General features: G+C 54.6%; 11 protein-coding genes and 1 tRNA gene. 5 read left to right on the forward strand and 7 right to left on the reverse strand.

All coding sequences use genetic code 11. The features are described 5' to 3' along the window. Window position 1: 1 nt before the first annotated feature. The 4 genes from ABRP30_RS18195 (at window position 2) to ABRP30_RS18210 (ending at window position 5039) form a co-directional block, all read left to right on the forward strand. Window positions 2-1213, forward strand: a complete 1212-nt coding sequence (locus ABRP30_RS18195) for an FAD-dependent oxidoreductase (protein WP_349975085.1) — start codon at window positions 2-4, stop codon at window positions 1211-1213. 100 nt (window positions 1214-1313) lie between these two features. Beyond that, the gene (locus tag ABRP30_RS18200) at window positions 1314-1772 is read left to right on the forward strand and encodes a MarR family transcriptional regulator (RefSeq protein WP_349975086.1); all 459 of its coding nucleotides are present in this window, start codon (window positions 1314-1316) and stop codon (window positions 1770-1772) included. Window positions 1773-1950: 178 nt separating this feature from the next. Next, window positions 1951-3624, forward strand: coding sequence for a thiamine pyrophosphate-dependent enzyme (locus ABRP30_RS18205; RefSeq protein ID WP_349975087.1), 1674 nt, complete (start codon window positions 1951-1953; stop codon window positions 3622-3624). Then, window positions 3621-5039, forward strand: coding sequence for an aldehyde dehydrogenase family protein (locus ABRP30_RS18210; protein WP_349975088.1), 1419 nt, complete (start codon window positions 3621-3623; stop codon window positions 5037-5039). The genes ABRP30_RS18205 and ABRP30_RS18210 overlap by 4 nt, the downstream gene beginning before the upstream one ends. 228 nt (window positions 5040-5267) lie before the next feature. Here ABRP30_RS18210 and ABRP30_RS18215 read toward each other — a convergent pair whose 3' ends face one another. The 3 genes from ABRP30_RS18215 to ABRP30_RS18225 all read right to left on the reverse strand — a co-directional run bounded on the left by ABRP30_RS18215 (window position 5268) and on the right by ABRP30_RS18225 (window position 8838). Next, window positions 5268-6413 carry an alpha-hydroxy acid oxidase gene (locus ABRP30_RS18215; RefSeq protein ID WP_349975089.1) on the reverse strand — a complete coding sequence of 382 codons (1146 nt, stop codon included), beginning with the start codon at window positions 6411-6413 and terminating at the stop codon, window positions 5268-5270. A gap of 199 nt (window positions 6414-6612) precedes the next feature. Next, window positions 6613-7374 (reverse strand): class II aldolase/adducin family protein, encoded by a 762-nt coding sequence (locus tag ABRP30_RS18220; protein ID WP_349975090.1) that lies wholly within the window; start codon window positions 7372-7374, stop codon window positions 6613-6615. An 81-nt stretch (window positions 7375-7455) separates the two neighbouring features. Next, window positions 7456-8838 carry an MFS transporter gene (locus ABRP30_RS18225; protein WP_349975091.1) on the reverse strand — a complete coding sequence of 461 codons (1383 nt, stop codon included), beginning with the start codon at window positions 8836-8838 and terminating at the stop codon, window positions 7456-7458. A 634-nt stretch (window positions 8839-9472) separates the two neighbouring features. On the opposite strand from ABRP30_RS18225, the gene ABRP30_RS18230 reads away from it, so the two are divergent. Then, window positions 9473-10726 (forward strand): OprD family porin, encoded by a 1254-nt coding sequence (locus tag ABRP30_RS18230; RefSeq protein WP_349975092.1) that lies wholly within the window; start codon window positions 9473-9475, stop codon window positions 10724-10726. Window positions 10727-11832: 1106 nt separating this feature from the next. Here ABRP30_RS18230 and ABRP30_RS18235 read toward each other — a convergent pair. From ABRP30_RS18235 to uvrC, 4 genes are all read right to left on the reverse strand, one after another. Next, complete coding sequence (locus tag ABRP30_RS18235; RefSeq protein WP_349975093.1) at window positions 11833-13638, reverse strand: integrase arm-type DNA-binding domain-containing protein; 1806 nt, start codon at window positions 13636-13638, stop codon at window positions 11833-11835. Window positions 13639-13859: 221 nt separating this feature from the next. After that, window positions 13860-13935, reverse strand: a tRNA-Gly gene (locus ABRP30_RS18240). Window positions 13936-13998: 63 nt separating this feature from the next. Further along, a complete protein-coding gene (gene pgsA, locus ABRP30_RS18245) occupies window positions 13999-14559 on the reverse strand; it encodes a CDP-diacylglycerol--glycerol-3-phosphate 3-phosphatidyltransferase (RefSeq protein ID WP_174142233.1) in 561 nt (186 codons plus the stop codon). Between the two features lie 33 nt (window positions 14560-14592). Further along, the gene (gene uvrC, locus ABRP30_RS18250) at window positions 14593-16416 is read right to left on the reverse strand and encodes an excinuclease ABC subunit UvrC (protein ID WP_241805391.1); all 1824 of its coding nucleotides are present in this window, start codon (window positions 16414-16416) and stop codon (window positions 14593-14595) included. Window position 16417 lies beyond the last annotated feature (1 nt).

The raw sequence follows: 16417 nt of genomic DNA on the forward strand, positions 1-16417 counted from the left end.
AATGAAAGTTGTGATTGTCGGAGCAGGCCAAGCCGCAGCAACTTGTGCATTCCGCCTTAGGGAGCACGGCTTTCAAGGTGAGGTCACTATCCTAGGCGAGGAGGCAGTTCATCCCTATCAACGCCCTCCTCTCTCGAAGAAATACCTTAATGGGCTTGCACCTATTGACGACCTCTTTATCCGACCTGCCAACAGCTACGATGAGGAAAAGATCAACGTTCATCTCAATCTCAAGGTTGAGAGCGTCGATCCTCAGCGTAAAGAGGTTTTTACCCAGGATGGCCAATCCTTCCCCTACGACAAGCTTGTTTTCGCTACGGGCTCGCGCGCACGCCCCTTGCCCGGGCTTCCCAGTGAAGGTCTCAACAACGTCTTTACGTTCCGTGACCTGAAGGATGCGGATGCACTGAACAGCTACCTGCAGCCTGGCAAGCGCATGGTGATAATCGGCGGTGGCTACATCGGGCTCGAGATCGCAGCTGTCGCTCGCGCCTCTGAAGTAGAGGTAGCAGTGCTTGAGCGAGCTGAGCGAATTCTCCAACGCGTGGCCTGCAAGGAAACCTCGGACTTCGTGCGCCATTTCCACTGCAAGCGTGGCGTGCGGATTTTCGAAAGCGCTGAAGTTGAACGCTACAACATCCAGGACGCAGCGGTATCCAGCGTTTTGCTCCAGTCCGGCGAAGAGCTGCTGGCAGACGTTGTTGTCGTCGGCATTGGCATCATTCCAAATGCCGAAATCGCTAGCGCCGCAGGTGTCGAGCTAGCTCTGGATGCCATCAAGGTCGATCCGCAGTGCCGCACATCCGTCGACTCCATCTACGCGATCGGTGACTGCACGAGCTTCGATTTCCACGGCAAAACCATTCGACTGGAATCCGTTCAGAACGCCCTGGAACAAGCCGACATGACCGCCCGCGACATCGTGGGCCTCGCCGGCACCTATGCTCCGAAGCCATGGTTCTGGTCAGACCAATACAGCTACAAAATGCAAATCGCTGGCCTGAGCTTTGATCACGACCATGTCGTATCACGGATCTCTCCGGATGGCTCAAGCGCAAGCTTCTGGTATTTCAAGGGCGAATTACTGCAGGCCGTCGATTCGATCAGCGACCCGCGCGCGTTCATGCTCGCCAAAAAATACGTTGGCACTGCCGTGGCGAAAAAAGGACAGCTGCCTGACAGCAGCCAGGATCTGAAAACAATCTTTTCATAAACGCTGACATCTTGGTTTTCTTGACTTTTCTGCTGCGGTACGATTCAGCACAGGAACGTCCTCCGACGACCAGAAAACAACTTGAAAACCAGGATAAAGCATGTCACCCACAGACCAGAATCTGGACTTCAGATACGCCGAGCACTCTTTAGCTCTCGCGTGTCTACGTGCCAGGGATGCAGTGGTTTCAAACTTCTCGCCTATCTTGCAAGAGCTGAACGTCACAGAGCAGCAGTGGCGAGTGATGCGCATCACGTTTGAATATGAGGAGATACCTTTCGCTGAGCTGTGCCGACTGAGCTGTATTCATAAAGTCAGCATGGCGCGAATTGTTTCTGCCCTAAGCGATTTGGGCTGGATGGAGAAACAAAAGTCTCAAGTAGATATGCGCGCCTATAACGTCTCGTTGACGGCTGAGGGTCGCAAAGTAGCCCAACGCGCGGCGGATGCGACTCAAGCTATTTATGACGACTTGTTTGAGCGTTACGGTCGTAAGAAAGCCGAATTGCTACTTGAGCTCTTGAAAGACTTGGAAAAAATTAGACGCCAACCAGGGTAGTTTATGCTTCGCTGTGCTTTCCGTGAGCCGTACATGCGACCATGTCGTTCTTAATCCGAGCGGCTAAGCATTTAAACATACCCACCAGGCCTCTAAGCGCTCCAAATGGGGACTGCATCATGAGCCTCCATAAAACTCGCAACCTTAAAAACAATCGATACTTAGAGAGTGCCTTGCAATGAAAAAAACTGGTGGAATGATCTTTACGGAAAGCCTGATTCGTAACGGCGTCAAAGATCTCTTCATGATCCCTGGCATCCAGCTTGACTGGGCGGTAGACGCCCTGCGCCAGAAGGATGGCGAGGTGAAGCTGTATGTTCCCCGCCACGAGCAAACTACGACCTACATGGCTGATGGTTACTTCCGCGCCTCCGGCAAAGTCGGCACCGCGATGGTTGTACCAGGCCCGGGCGCTCTCAACGCAGGCGCAGGTCTGTCGACCGCCTACGCCTCCAACTCCAAGGTCATGTTCCTGACCGGACAGATCTGCTCCAAAGGCATCGGCAAAGGCTATGGTCTGCTCCACGAGATCAAAGATCAGACCGGCTTTGTTGCTGGCTTGACCAAGTGGAACACCCTCGTTACAAAAGGCGAAGACATCCCTGGCGCTGTGGACGAGGCGTTCGCTCAGATCAACCAAGGTCGCCCTCGTCCAGTTGGCGTCGAAGTTCCCCATGATTTCCTTCAAGAAAGCTATGACCTGGCTGAGGTAGACCCGGCGGTGCCAACCCTGGCCATCCCGAAGCTGGATCAGACGCTGATCAATGACGCCGTGGCTCTAATCAACCAGGCCAAACTGCCAGTGATCTATGCGGGTGGCGGTTCGCTGTCCGACGCTTCGCGTGAAGGCCTGCTGGCACTGGCCGAAAAAGTCGGCGCTCCAGTGGTTATGAGCGACAACGGTCGCGGCGCCATCAGCGATCGCCACCCTCTCGCGATGAACTCTCTCGCTGGGCGTGCCGTGTTCGAGTACGCGGATCTGGTGGTAGTGCTGGGCAGCCGCTTCATGGACGTGCTGAGCCCCGACACATCCTGGCCGATGGACAAAGCCAAGTTCATCTTCGTCAACATCGACGCCGATGACATGACAGCACCTCGTACTCCTAGCGTCGCAATTGAAGCTGATGTGGGTGATGTGGTTCCTGCGATTGCTAACCTAATCAACGCTCGTAAAGCGCTGACCAATGAGCAAGCTCTATCCGTCAAAGAATGGGCCTCGCAGCAGATCGAAGAAATCCAACCACAGGCGAGCTACGTCGCACAACTACGCAACGCCATGCCTGATGACGCAATCTTCGTAAACGAACTGACCCAAATCGGCTACTTGGCACGTATCGCATTCCCAGTTTACGAGCCGCGCACCTACATTGGCCCAGGCTACCAGGGCACTCTGGGCTACGGTTTCCCGGTTGCTTTAGGCGCCGCAGTTGGTGGCGGTGGCCGTCGCGTCGTATCGATCACTGGTGACGGCGGCTTCGGCTGGAACCTCCAGGAACTCGCTACTGCTAACCGTTACAACCTGCCAATTACTCTGATCGTTTTCAACGACGGCCACTATGGGAACGTTCGTGCTATCCAGAAACGTCAGTTTGGTGCCGAAGTTGCGGTAGAGCTGGCCAACCCTGACTTTGGTTTGCTGGCTCAATCCTTTGGCGTCGACTTCGTTTCGGTGGACAACCCAGAAGATCTGGGCAAAGCAGTCAGCGAGTCGATCAGCAAAGACGGCCCACTGATGATCGAAGTCAAAGTAGGGGTAATGCCAAGCCCATGGCATCTGCTGCGTCTGCAGCCGCTCGGTGGGGTCGTTGCTCCTAACACCCCAGCCAATCCCCTGAAGGCCGTATTCTCATGATCGAATACAACAAGTTTTTCAGCCAGGGCAGCGCTTCGCGCTGCTCCGGCAACACCGGCTATGATGTGGTCTCCCCCGTGCTCGGTCGCGTTGTCGGTCGAGTTACCTTCTCCTCGCTGGCGGACGTCGATCTTGCCATTTCTAGCGCGAAGCAGGGTCAACAGGGCTGGAGTCAGAGTTCGCTTTCGGATCGAAAAAAAGCGCTCACTGAGCTCTCAACTGCACTATCTGCTCGCAATGAGGACATTGCTGAAGCTCTGGCTCTTGAGATCGGTTGCCCGAAATTTCTAGGGCAGAGCATGCAGCTGGGTATGGCAACAAAGGGGATTGAGCTAGCGATCGAAGGCATTGACCAGATTACCTGGGAAGAGACCATCGGAAATGGCCGCGTTCAGCGTGTGGGTACAGGCGTTGTTGCAGCCCTGACACCATGGAACTTCCCCTTGCATCAGATCGTCGCCAAGGTAGCTGCAGTAATTGCTGCTGGCTGCTCGGTGGTTTTGAAGCCAAGTGAGGTCAGTCCAGGTGTTGCTGAGATCTTTGCCGAATGTGTAGCCGATACCTCACTGCCGGCAGGCGTGTTCAACATGGTCTGGGGCGGCGCCGATGTGGGTGAGTATCTTGTCACGCATCCTGACATCAATCACGTGAGCTTTACGGGCTCCACGGCGGTTGGCAAAGCCATCATGGTGAAGGCGGCTGAAAGCCTCAAACGCCTGACCCTGGAACTCGGCGGCAAGTCGGCAGCGATAGTGCTGGATGATGCAGACCTCGATTCCGCCATGCCGCACATTGTGCGGATGTCGTTAGCTAACTCTGGACAGACCTGTGTCAGCCAGTCGAGGATTATTGCGCCACGTAAACTCGTTGGTGAAATCACTGAGCGCTACCTTAGCGAAGCCAAGCAATGGAAGCTCGGAGATCCTTGCCAGCCGGGCACCCGCCTGGGCCCTGTTGCCAACGAAAAGCAGTTCCGCCATGTACAGCGCATGATCCAGGCTGCGCTCGATGCCGGCGCTGACGTTCGCTCTTCAGGTGGGCTGCCCGTGGCAGGCTTCGAGAGTGGTTACTTCGTTGCTCCCACCATAGTCAGCAACGTCGACGCCGCATCTGAAATCGCCCAGCAAGAGGTCTTTGGCCCTGTAGTTTGCCTGCTCCCATACGATACCGAAGAAGAAGCGATTAAAATCGCCAACTCTACCAACTACGGTCTCTCCGGTGCAGTTTGGTCACGCGATTTGAATCGAGCGAATAAAGTGGCCGAACAGCTGCAGACTGGCCAGGTCATCATCAACGGTGCGCCTCAGAACCTGGCAACACCTTTTGGTGGATGGAAAGATTCTGGCTTCGGTCGTGAGAATGGCAAATTTGGCATTGAGGATTTGCTGGTCTTCAGATCAATCCAAGGAGGTTGACCGCTAATATCTCTCGTAACAACGCCGGGGCGTTTACGCCCCGGCATCCGACACCTCTACCGAATCTGCCCTCTGTTCCACACTTGCATCGACAATCTGGTGATCTTGATACCAGACGTCTACGGTGCATGCCTTGTATTTCTCAGCACCGACCCAAGGTGAATGGGCGTACGTCGCGCGTCGAATGATGATCGACGCTTATCATGGCATTACACTCGGCAGATCTCGCTACTTGATGATGATGGAGCGATTGAGATCTTTGACGTCCGAGACGCCCGATAGAGTCATTGCTCTGTCAAACTCTTCTATAAGAAGAGAAAGTGCTCTTCTAACCCCCCCTTCTCCCCCAACGGCCAGCCCATAAAGATAGGGGCGACCGATTGAGCAAGCTGTAGCTCCCATTGCCAAGGCCTTCAATACATGTGCGCCACGACGAACGCCCCCATCACATACAATGGCTGCCGAACCGCCTATCTCGTCTGCCACTGCCGCAACTTGACTGATTGGCGAAACAGCACCATCAAGTTGCCGCCCCCCATGATTTGAAATAATCACAGTATCGGAACCTGCCTTAACAGCTTGAGCTGCATCTTCGGAACATAGTATTCCCTTAATCGCTAGCGACCGCCCCCATAGCCCCTTCAGCCATTCGATGTCTTTCCAGGTTAGGGAGCGATCAAACTGACTGTTCACGAACTTGCTGACGCTCGGGCCTTCACCAACTGAAGAAATCGAAGCATGCTCGAAATTCCCGAACTTGAAACGATAGGGCTGCTTGAGCGCAGGCAGTGACCAGGAAGGACGGAGGGCAAACTTCATGATGTTGGAAAACCCTAATCTCGGAGGTACGCTCATGCCATTACGCCAATCGCGCTCTCTATTTCCACCAACCGGAGTATCCAAGGTCACGATCAGCCCATCGTAGCCAGCCTCGAATGCCCTACCGATCAGCTCACGCGTGAGACCTCGATCCTTGAAAATGTAAACTTGTAACAATTTCGGACCTGCACTACAGGCTGCAACTTTTTCAACAGAATAAGTACCAAGCGTGGAAAGGGAATATGGAATGCCTATAGAACCAGCAGCGCGAGCGACAGCAAGTTCCCCGTCAGGATGGTACAAACCCGAAAGACCCGTTGGCGAGATCATGATAGGCGCTGAAATCTCAGAGCCGAACAGCTTAACGCGCCGCTGAATCTGGCTGACGTCATTCAAAACTTTCGGCTTAAGTTTGACGAGATCATAATCCTGGACGTTAGCCCGCAGAGAACTCTCATCCTCTGCCCCGCCATCCATATATTCGAAAATCGGCTTGGGAAGTAACTGCCGGGTCGCGCAGCGCAAATCATTAATATTTCTGTACTTTTCGAACATATCAACCCCGATTTCACACTAATCCGCCAAGCGGGCACAGGATCACCAGGCTAGGATCCCGCTACCTCACAAGCCCTTAGCACAGGGCCGTCAGCCCCGATGCAAAAGAAAAAAGGCCAGTCATTATAAATTCCTGACCCTGTATAATTGTTCAATTGAAAATCCAGCTCAGGAATTGCAAACAATTATTTTTTAAGAATCAATGTCTATACCGTGTATCGATACGATCAGCCAAACGAATCATGGCTGCGAAAACGTCCTCACCAGCGCCAAACTTTGGATTATTGCTGAGCGTTTGTTTGGCGCACTGCAGGAGAATGTCCTGATTAATCGGAATGCCACTGCCAAGCGAGGCCGTTGCAAGCTGAACTTCACACGCACGCTGCAGCCGCCAAAGCATCGAAAACGCGCTGGCAATTGAATTTCCCATCACGACCGGGCCATGATTCTTCAAAAGCAGTATCGGCTTCCCATTGCTGCTCTCAAGAATTCGGCGCCCCTCCTCCGCATGCAGAGTGATGCCTTCAAACTCATGGTATGCCAACTTATCGTAGAGCATCGCCGAATAGAAGTTTGTGAATTCCAGGCCACGCTCACTGCAGCACACAGCCATGGTGGGTGTTGTATGAATGTGCATCACACAGTGTGCTTCCGGAACCTCTTTGTGAATGACGCTGTGGAACGTGAATCCCGCCGGATTAATCGGCCAGTCGGAGTGACCGATTATGTTCCCATCGATATCGACCTTGACGAGATTCGAGGCCGTCACCTCAGAATAATGAAGGCCGAATGGGTTGACCAAGAAGCACTCTTCTTCACCAGGAACTTTGACTGAGATGTGGTTATAAATGGACTCACTCCAACCCAGCATATCAAAGATCCTGTAGCAGGACGCCAGTTTCACTCGAGCTGCCCATTCTTCCTCGCTGAACCGCTCTGGATGCTCGTAATACCTGCTCACAAATAATCCTCGCTCAATCAAAGTCTGACACAACCATTGTTTGCCCAGTGGCTTTACGCGCAAACTTCGGCCATATCGCTATCAACCTGCATTCGACTTTTTCATGCTCTGCTGCAACTTAACTGCAGTCACCAGCAACACAGCGGTCGTCACCATCCAGAACACACCTAACCATCCTGTGGCAACGTAGCTGCCGGTAGCTTCGCGCAGCATTCCATTGGCCGTTGGACTGATTACTGAGCCAAGGATCCCGCAGCTACTAATAACAGCGATGCCCATAGGACGAGCGATCCGGGACAACATCGTAGGTGGAATAGTCCAGAGGATAGGCATGGCAGAAAACCCGCCTGCAGTTGCTGCGATCAAGCCGATAAGCTGAAGGGTTGGATTCCCAATCTGAGTGGTAGCGAACCAACCAAAGGCAGACAGAATTGCAGCGAGTGCGAAGTGGAGCGCGCGCTCTTGACGACGATCCGACGACCCACTGAGTAGAGGCATCATGATAATTGCAGCAAGGCCTGGTATAGCCGCAGCGAGTCCGATGTTTAAAACGCTTGATCCGCTGAAAATTTCTTTAATGATCAACGGCGACCAAGTACCAAGCGTGCTCAAGCTTGCTACCAGGGAAAAATAGGCAAAGCAGGTGAACACAAACGGTGCATTAAGGAGCGGCTTGATCGAGACACGACTCGTTTCGACCTTGCCAGTGACTTGCTCCGATGCCAATTCGGCCATCAAGGCATTGCTCTGAGCTGGGGTAAGCCAACGAGCCTTATGAGGCCCATCTGGCAGATATTTAAGCACCATCAGACCGAGGATGATTGTTGGAATGGCTTCAATAATGAACATCCATTGCCAACCTTTCATCCCGAGATACCCGTCCATCGCGGCCAAAATTGCACCAGAAAGAGGCGAGCCAAGCATGATTGCCATGGGCTGAGCGATCATGAACAGTGCGTTAGCGCGGCCTCGTTTTGCGGCAGGGATCCAAAAAGTCAGATACAGCAGCACGCCGGGTACAAACCCTGCCTCTGCAATACCCAGAACCACGCGTGCGATGTAAAGCCCCCACGGGCCTGTAGCTAGGCACGTCGCCATTGAGGCTAAGCCCCAGGTAATCATGATACGAGCAATCCAGCGTCTTGCCCCAAAACGCTCGAGCAGCAGGTTGCTCGGTATCTCAAAGAAGAAATAGGCAGCGTAGAAGAGCGTGCCTGCCAAGCCGAACTGGGTGAGTGTCACACCCAGGTCTGAGTTCATGGTAATAGCTGCGAAACCGAAGTTGATTCGGTCGATGTAAGCCATCACATAGCAAGCAAATAGCAGGGGGAGAAGGTGTCTGAAAGATCGCTTCACGGCTTCATCAAGCGCAGTACGATCTTCTGCAGGTGCACGGCTTTCTTGTGCATAGGACGCACTATCCATCTGGTGTACTCCGCTTAGGGTGTTTTTGTTGTTGTTCATACGTAACCCCTGCTGCACCAGCGAATGGGCATTCAGGGTGACTCCTGAGAGCCGCCTAGGCACATCTAGGAAATACCCCTGGCGAAATTTTGTCAACATGTTCACTAATTTTTGGATGGAGGCTTTCAGCTTTCAATGCCTCATTCCCGCTAGGCAAGGCCTCGCTAAATGGAGGGCGTCGGCATCGAACGAATCCGAGCTAAAACCCATCTATCTGATTTATATGGTTTTTTAAAAAGCTCCCCTCTACGATTTCGCCTTTTCCGACGTAACGCAAACCCTCTGAAATCGCCAAGAAAATTTCTCGCGATAAAACGACTGGCCCTCCCGGGACTAAAAAAAACATGACGCCACATTGTAAACATGTTAATCGTTACCTGGATCCAGTGGTTCGACGGTAGTCGTGCCTAGGAGGAGGTGCCGTTCCATCACTTGCCCTGGATCGCTAGGTGAGCAAGGTAGCAACCGCACAGGGCCTTGGCGTCAATAAGTGTTGCAGAAGGAAGACCGAACACGGAGTTAGGTTGAATTTTTCTCGCTATCTGGTAATCGCTCGCGTACTCCAAAGCTATTCGCGCGATCCATCGGAAAAAGCTGAACTGTATAAGTGCCATAACAATAAAAAGGTATTTTCATGACAGCAAAAATTGTATCAGCCGCACTTCTTGCATTACCTATCCTCAACACCATCCCTGGGGCCTACGCCGGCTTACTCGATGACAGCCGAGCGAGCGCGGAATTTAGAAATTTTTATATAAACAAAGACTTTCGCCAAACAAATGCCTCTCAAAATAAGGCTGAAGAGTGGGCGCAGAGTATGATTTTGCGCTTCAACTCAGGCTTTACCCCCGGTGTGATTGGCTTTGGTGTTGATGCCCTATTACTTACAGGGCTAAAGCTGGACTCTTCACCTGATCGTCGAGGTACCGGTCTATTGCCCTACGGTCAATCCGGTCGTCCTGAAGATACGTTTAGTGAATTGGGTATCACAGCAAAAATTCGAGCAAGCAAAACCGACTTTTTGGTAGGCACACTGCAACCAAAGTTACCAGTCATCAACTTTAGTGACAGCCGCATGCTCCCTTCCACGTACTCCGGGACAATGCTAAGCTCTAAAGAATCAGATAACTTTACGATAAACGCTGGCAGAATTGAAAAAGAAAATCTACGCGATTCAACTAGCAACGATGACTTGCTATATGCCAAAGTAGAAGCAGCACACCTTGACTTCGCCGGGGGTAGCTTTAATCAAAGCCCAGATCTGTCACTGTCTTACTACGCATCACAGCTAGATAATATTTATCGCCAACACTTCGCAGGACTGGTGCACACTAAACGCTTAACCGATGCTATCTCATTAAAATCAGACCTGCGTTATTTCCACTCCGCAGACTACGGCGATAAAAACCTAGCAAGCAGTAGCCGCGTCGATCAGGGAAAGATTAATAACAATTTTTTCGCTGCGTTTGAGACTCTTTCCTGGGGAGCTCATAAGTTTACGGTTGGCTATCAAAACCTATCAGGCGATGGCGATTTCCCGTACCTTGGTGTAGTCCCCTACTCGAACAACCTTTCCTTAATAGGAGCATTCACCAAAGCAGACACCGATGCTATGCAATACCGCTATGACTATGATTTCGCTGGATTAGGCCTACCTGGCCTTACCCTGATGACGCGATATGTGAAAGCTTCACATGTACGTACAGCGGCGGTGAGCAGCGGCAAAGAAAGAGAAAGTAACGTTGATCTTGCCTATGTTGTGCAAAGCGGCCCACTCAAAAACGCTTCATTCACATGGCGTTACGGTAGCTTTCGATCAGGAGGCGGGCTGACTAATGCCATCGACGAAAATAGACTGATTCTAGGCTACACTTTGAGTCTTTGGTAGTATGCACTAATCGCACAAGCTGACTTGGCAAAGCACAACGATGTGTTCGACATCGTTGTGCTTTGCCTCATACCCCAATAGTGTATCTACGTATTGGAAAATCAAAGTCAAACCCTCTGAAGTCCGCGCCTGTTCCACTCTCCAAAATTTAGTTATGAGACTAGGTACAAACCTTTCTGCCGAAACGCCGCACTCCATAACTTATCAGCCTACCGCTCCGTCTCAGCGGTGGTGAGCATCCACGCTATCCATCCAAACTTAAGCATGGTCGAACGCTCATAGTTTAGGCGTGATCCGGTACGTATATTACGGGATAGGCGGGCATGCGCATGCTCACAAAGCGAGGCAACTTCTCCGCCGGCCAATCACCAGCACCTCTTCCGCCGCTGAATGACGACCTTCGCCCTTGGTCAGTAGGAGATCACCGAAGACGATCACAGCCAGTGCGTACTGCGGGGCATCACCCAGCGCTCGACCCACTGCCCCGTTGTCCATCTTCGTGGCTTTGAGGACCGTCGCACCCGCCTCCCATACCCGAAGGAATGGTCCCAACCAGCGGTAGATCACCTTCACATCCAGCGGCCATGGTGACGCGATAACCGCTCGGCAGCCCTGTTCAGAAGCAACTTCGGAAGCCCAACCGAGGTATTGTCCAAAAGGTGCTTTCGATTCGTCCCCCGCTGCAGACAAACAAGATTACAACTTCGCTCCTCCGCAAGCGAAGAGGCCAGTGCGGCTGGAGCTTCGGAAAGACTATCTTCGTCACGAATACTGTGGATATAGCGCACATCGGCTGTCGGCCCGCCATGAACTGTCGCCACAGCCAACCCTGAGTCCGGTTTGATTCTATGAGCAGACTATTAAATTCAAATTCTCACGAGTTAACGCCCGACGCACATGGTTACCCCATGGTCGAGACAATCAGAAAACGACTCGGTTATCAGAATCATCGGAGGGGCAAAAACGCCATCTCCGAAAAGCGCACGAGCATAAAAAATCCAGTCACCGCAAAGTGACTGGATTTTTCGGAGTTTTGGGTCGGGACCGAGTGATTCGATCACTCGACCCTTGCACCCCATGCAAGGAGAGAATGGACAAGTGCCCAGCTACGCCGATTGTCGTCCCCGACTCAATGCGGACAAGGTGCTCTCAAAATTCCCCGGCTGTACAACATCGAGCGGTGTACGCCCTCTCAGCGAATTGTGTGGCTCACTGAGCAGACGATAGATCTCCCAGGCGTCCAGCTGAGGCAACGACATGAAGATGGCGAGAACCAGCTTGTGTTTCAGCGGATCCAACTGCCAGTCAGGAATACGCTGGCCTCGATTGCCCAAGCTCAGTGACAGCAGACGTCGTGCCTTGATATCACGGTTGATTTGATCTCGCGACTTTCCAGCCAGGCGTGCAAATGATAGGAGAGGTAAATTGGTCGCCGCTTCGTAGATCTCAAGCATCTCCGCACGCGTCCGCTGGATATCAGAAACCAGCCGAACTGCAGACGCTTCCGATGCACCGACTCGATCTGCTAGGGCCCTGCTGCCTTCAGTGGACATTGAATTCAATTCTGGCTTCATAGCACTTCGTACAGGAGAGGGAGGCAAACTCTGCAGCCCGAGCGAGAGTTGCGATGCCCCTTCCAACCGAATAGTTAACGGCGAGCTCGCCGCCTTGGCATGCCCCTGCACCCAAAGGTCTAACCGATTGGCCCAGTCCTGCATCATCGTACGCCGCTGCTCGACGTACTCCGCATGGTTGTACGCCGAACTCACCTTGTCCGTATCAGCATGTGAAAGCTGCGCATCGATCCAGACCTTCGGATAGCCGATCTCATTGAGCGCCGTTGAGATCGTCGCCCTCACGCCGTGCCCCGTGAGCCGGTCAGCAAAACCCATACGTCGCAACGCGCTGTTCAGCGTGTTCTCGCTGATGCGCTTGCTCAGATCGCTTCGATGAGTGAGTAGATGCCGTTGCGCCGGGACCACCTGATCCAGCAACAGCCGCACGACCTCGGCCGCCTGGATAGAAAGTGGAACGATGTAAGGTGGCACCTTCGCGGTTTGCCGGCGCGTTTTGCGCATCTTGAGCTGGAGCTGCTTGACCACTTCCGGCGGAATGATCCAAAGACGGCGCTCCAGATCGAACTGATCGGGCGTCGCCAGACGCAACTCACCGGTACGCACCCCAGTAAGCAACAACAGACGTATACCGAGTTGCGTCTGTTGCGAGCCGCGAAACGCTCGCAGCTTGCCCAGGAAGTGCGGAAGCTCCTCCATGCGCAGGAAGGGATTGTGCTCCACCGGCGGCTTGGGCACCGCCACCACATCCAGATCTGCGGCAGGGTTGTGCTCAAGGCCCGCTATGCGTACGAGTGCGTAGCGGAACAACTGATTGAGCCAGGTCCGGCACTTCTCCGCAGTCGTGAAGGCGTTCCGGCATTCGATACGACTGAGCAGATCCATGAGTACATGCCGATTGATCTCATGGATCGAATGCTCGCCAATGTAGGGCTGGATGTCTTTGGCAAAGATGCGCAGGATCTGTGACAGCGTGCTTTGCCGCCCTTCCTTGAGACTTAGCCTGCGGAACGCGATCCACTGGTTGAACACGGCATCGAAAGTCTGGTCGCTGGACAGACGCACAGCCTGCCGCTGTTGCTTGCGCTGTTCACTGGGGTTGGTGCCCTGAGCAATCAGTGTTCGCGCCTCGTCGCGCCGTGTCCGCGCGTCACGCAACCCCACTTGAGGGTAACTGCCGAAGGACATCCGCTTCTGCTTGCCTTCCCAATAGAAGCGAAAGTGCCAGAGCTTTGCGCCCTGGGCGGTGACGTGAAGTATCAGACCATCATTGTCGGCAAGCGTGTAGTCCTTGCCGGTGACTCGGGCATGCCGAATCGCCATTTCCGAAAGAGCCATGGTGACCTCCTGAACCTGCCGGAAGCCAAATGCTCATCTCGTCACCGACCCTGTTCCATCGATAAACCGAATTGGGGTCTATCCCATTCTGGCCTCAAATCTGGCCTTAAAATGCGCGGCTACCCCCGGTTTTCGGTGGTTTTCGCTGGAACGAAAAAAGGGCCTTTCGGCCCTTTTTTCAACGACTTACAGACTTCCATGGAACTCTGTAGATCTATAACTGGAGCGGGAAACGAGACTCGAACTCGCGACCCCGACCTTGGCAAGGTCGTGCTCTACCAACTGAGCTATTCCCGCGTCGTGATGGGTGCCATTCTAGCGATATCTAAAACGGCGTCAACCCCTTGATTCAAAAAAGTTTTATTTTTGTTCCGAACCTTCACGCAGGTGCGGCCAGGCGGCCAGCAGGTAGTGGGCCATCGACCACAGCGTCAGCGCCGCAGCAACCAACAGCAACCCGTAGCCCAGAATCACCCAGAAGGTCACCAGCGGCGGATTGCCCAGCAGGATGATCAGCGCCAGCATTTGCGCTGCGGTTTTCCACTTGCCGAGGTTTGACACCGCCACATGCGCCCGCGCCCCGAGCTCAGCCATCCACTCACGCAGGGCCGACACCACGATCTCGCGGCCGATGATCACGGCGGCCGGCAGGGTCAGCCAGAAGTTGGCGTGTACCTGCACCAGCAGCACCAGGGCTACGGCGACCATCAGCTTGTCGGCCACAGGGTCGAGGAACGCGCCGAACGGCGTGCTCTGCTGCAGGCGACGCGCCAGGTAGCCGTCCAGCCAGTCGGTGGCGGCGGCGATGGCGAACACCGTGCTGGCGGCCATATAGCTCCAATGATAGGGCATATAGAACAGCAAGATGAAGATCGGAATGAGCAGGACGCGTAGAACGGTGAGCAGGTTTGGAATATTCATCGGTACGACTGGCTGCGGGTTGAGCCCGGCATTCTACTCGCTATGCAGGCTGGCATAAATCGACTCGGCAAGCTTTTTACTGATGCCGGGCGCTTTGGCGATTTCATCGATACTGGCGCGGTTGAGCTCTTGCAGGCCGCCGAAATGTTTCAGCAGGTCGCGGCGGCGCTTGGGCCCTACCCCGGCAACATCTTCCAGGCTGGACACTCGGCGGGCCTTGCCACGGCGAGCGCGGTGCCCGGTGATGGCAAAACGGTGCGCTTCGTCGCGGATCTGCTGGATCAGGTGCAGCGCCGGGTTGTCACCCTTGAGGGTGAACTCGTGGGCCACGTCATTGAGGTAAAGGGTCTCGAAACCGGCCTTGCGGGTCACGCCCTTCGCCACACCGAGCAGGGTCAGGTCGGTGAAGGCCAGCTCCTGCATCACTTCGCGGGCCATGTTCAGCTGGCCCTTGCCGCCGTCCACCAGCAGCACGTCGGGCAACTTGCCCTCGCCGTCCTTGATGCGCCCATAGCGGCGTGTCAGGGCCTGGTGCATAGCGGCGTAGTCATCACCGGCGGTCACACCTTCGATGTTGAACCGACGGTAATCAGACTTGAGCGGGCCTTCAGGCCCGAATACCACGCAACTGGCGACCGTTGCCTCGCCGCTGGAGTGGCTGATGTCGTAGCACTCCAGGCGCTGCGGCACTTCGTCCAGGCCCAGCACCTCGGCCAGGGCCTCGAACCGTGCTGCCATGTGTTGGCGGTTGGCCAGGCGGGCGTTGAGCGCCTGTTCGGCGTTGGTCACCGCCAGTTGCTGCCAACGCGCGCGGGTGCCGCGCACGCGGTGGCTGATGGTCAGTTCACGGCCGCGCAGGGTTTGCAATGCCTCGCTGATTGCGGCGAAGTCCTCGTGCACCACGTTGACGATCAATTCGCCCGGCAATTCGCGCTCGGCATTGCCCACATAGAACTGGGACAGGAAGGCGGCCATCACTTCGGACACCTCTTCCTCGATGCCTACCTGCGGGAAGAAGTTCTTGCTGCCCAGCACCCGGCCACCGCGCACGCTGATCAGGTGCACGCAGGCCCCACCGGGGTTGATGAATGCGGCGACTACGTCGACATCGCCGGAGCCGCCTTCCATGTATTGCTGGTCCTGGACCCGGCGCAGCAAGGCGATCTGATCGCGCAGTTCGGCGGCCTTCTCGAAGTTCAGGGCCATCGCGGCCTTTTCCATCTCGGCATTGAGCTCATTGCCCAACTGCTGGCTGCGGCCCTCGAGGAACATCACCGAATGGCGCACGTCCTCGGCATATTCCTCTGCATCGACCAGCCCCACACAAGGCCCCTTGCAGCGCTTGATCTGGTATTGCAGACAAGGGCGGGTGCGGTTGGCGTAATAGCTGTCCTCGCATTGGCGTACCGAGAAGGCTTTTTGCAGCAGGCCGAGGCTTTCGCGAATGGCCCCGGCGCTGGGGTATGGCCCAAAGTAGCGTCCCTTGGCTTTTTTCGCGCCGCGGTGAATGCCCAGCCGTGGGAATTGGCCGTCGGATAAAAACACGTACGGGTAGGATTTATCGTCGCGCAGCAGAATGTTGTAAGGCGGCCGCCACTGCTTGATCAGGTTCTGCTCTAACAGCAGCGCCTCGGTCTCATTAGCGGTGATGGTGGTCTCGACCTGGGCGATGCGCCCCACCAGCGCGGCCGTTTTAGGCGCCAGGCCAGTCTTGCGGAAATAGCTGGCCAAACGCTTCTTGAGGTTCTTGGCCTTGCCCACATAGAGCAGCCGAGCCTCGCTGTCGAACATCCGGTAGACGCCCGGGCGAGCGCTGCAGGTTGCCAGGAACGCGCTGGCATCAAAAGCTTGGGACATG

The sequence above is a fragment of the Pseudomonas sp. WHRI 8519 genome (genome assembly GCF_040224055.2).
In the GTDB taxonomy this organism is placed as follows: Bacteria; Pseudomonadota; Gammaproteobacteria; order Pseudomonadales; family Pseudomonadaceae; genus Aquipseudomonas; species Aquipseudomonas putida_X.

Bases quoted from the DNA above. Each gene is read 5' to 3' on its own strand.
- ABRP30_RS18195 (WP_349975085.1), top strand. From the start codon at position 2: ATGAAAGTTGTGATTGTCGGAGCAGGCCAAGCCGCAGCAACTTGTGCA.
- ABRP30_RS18200 (WP_349975086.1), top strand. From the start codon at position 1,314: ATGTCACCCACAGACCAGAATCTGGACTTCAGATACGCCGAGCACTCT.
- ABRP30_RS18205 (WP_349975087.1), top strand. From the start codon at position 1,951: ATGAAAAAAACTGGTGGAATGATCTTTACGGAAAGCCTGATTCGTAAC.
- ABRP30_RS18210 (WP_349975088.1), top strand. From the start codon at position 3,621: ATGATCGAATACAACAAGTTTTTCAGCCAGGGCAGCGCTTCGCGCTGC.
- ABRP30_RS18215 (WP_349975089.1), bottom strand. From the start codon at position 6,413: ATGTTCGAAAAGTACAGAAATATTAATGATTTGCGCTGCGCGACCCGG.
- ABRP30_RS18225 (WP_349975091.1), bottom strand. From the start codon at position 8,838: ATGAACAACAACAAAAACACCCTAAGCGGAGTACACCAGATGGATAGT.
- ABRP30_RS18230 (WP_349975092.1), top strand. From the start codon at position 9,473: ATGACAGCAAAAATTGTATCAGCCGCACTTCTTGCATTACCTATCCTC.
- ABRP30_RS18235 (WP_349975093.1), bottom strand. From the start codon at position 13,638: ATGGCTCTTTCGGAAATGGCGATTCGGCATGCCCGAGTCACCGGCAAG.
- pgsA (WP_174142233.1), bottom strand. From the start codon at position 14,559: ATGAATATTCCAAACCTGCTCACCGTTCTACGCGTCCTGCTCATTCCG.
- uvrC (WP_241805391.1), bottom strand. From the start codon at position 16,416: ATGTCCCAAGCTTTTGATGCCAGCGCGTTCCTGGCAACCTGCAGCGCT.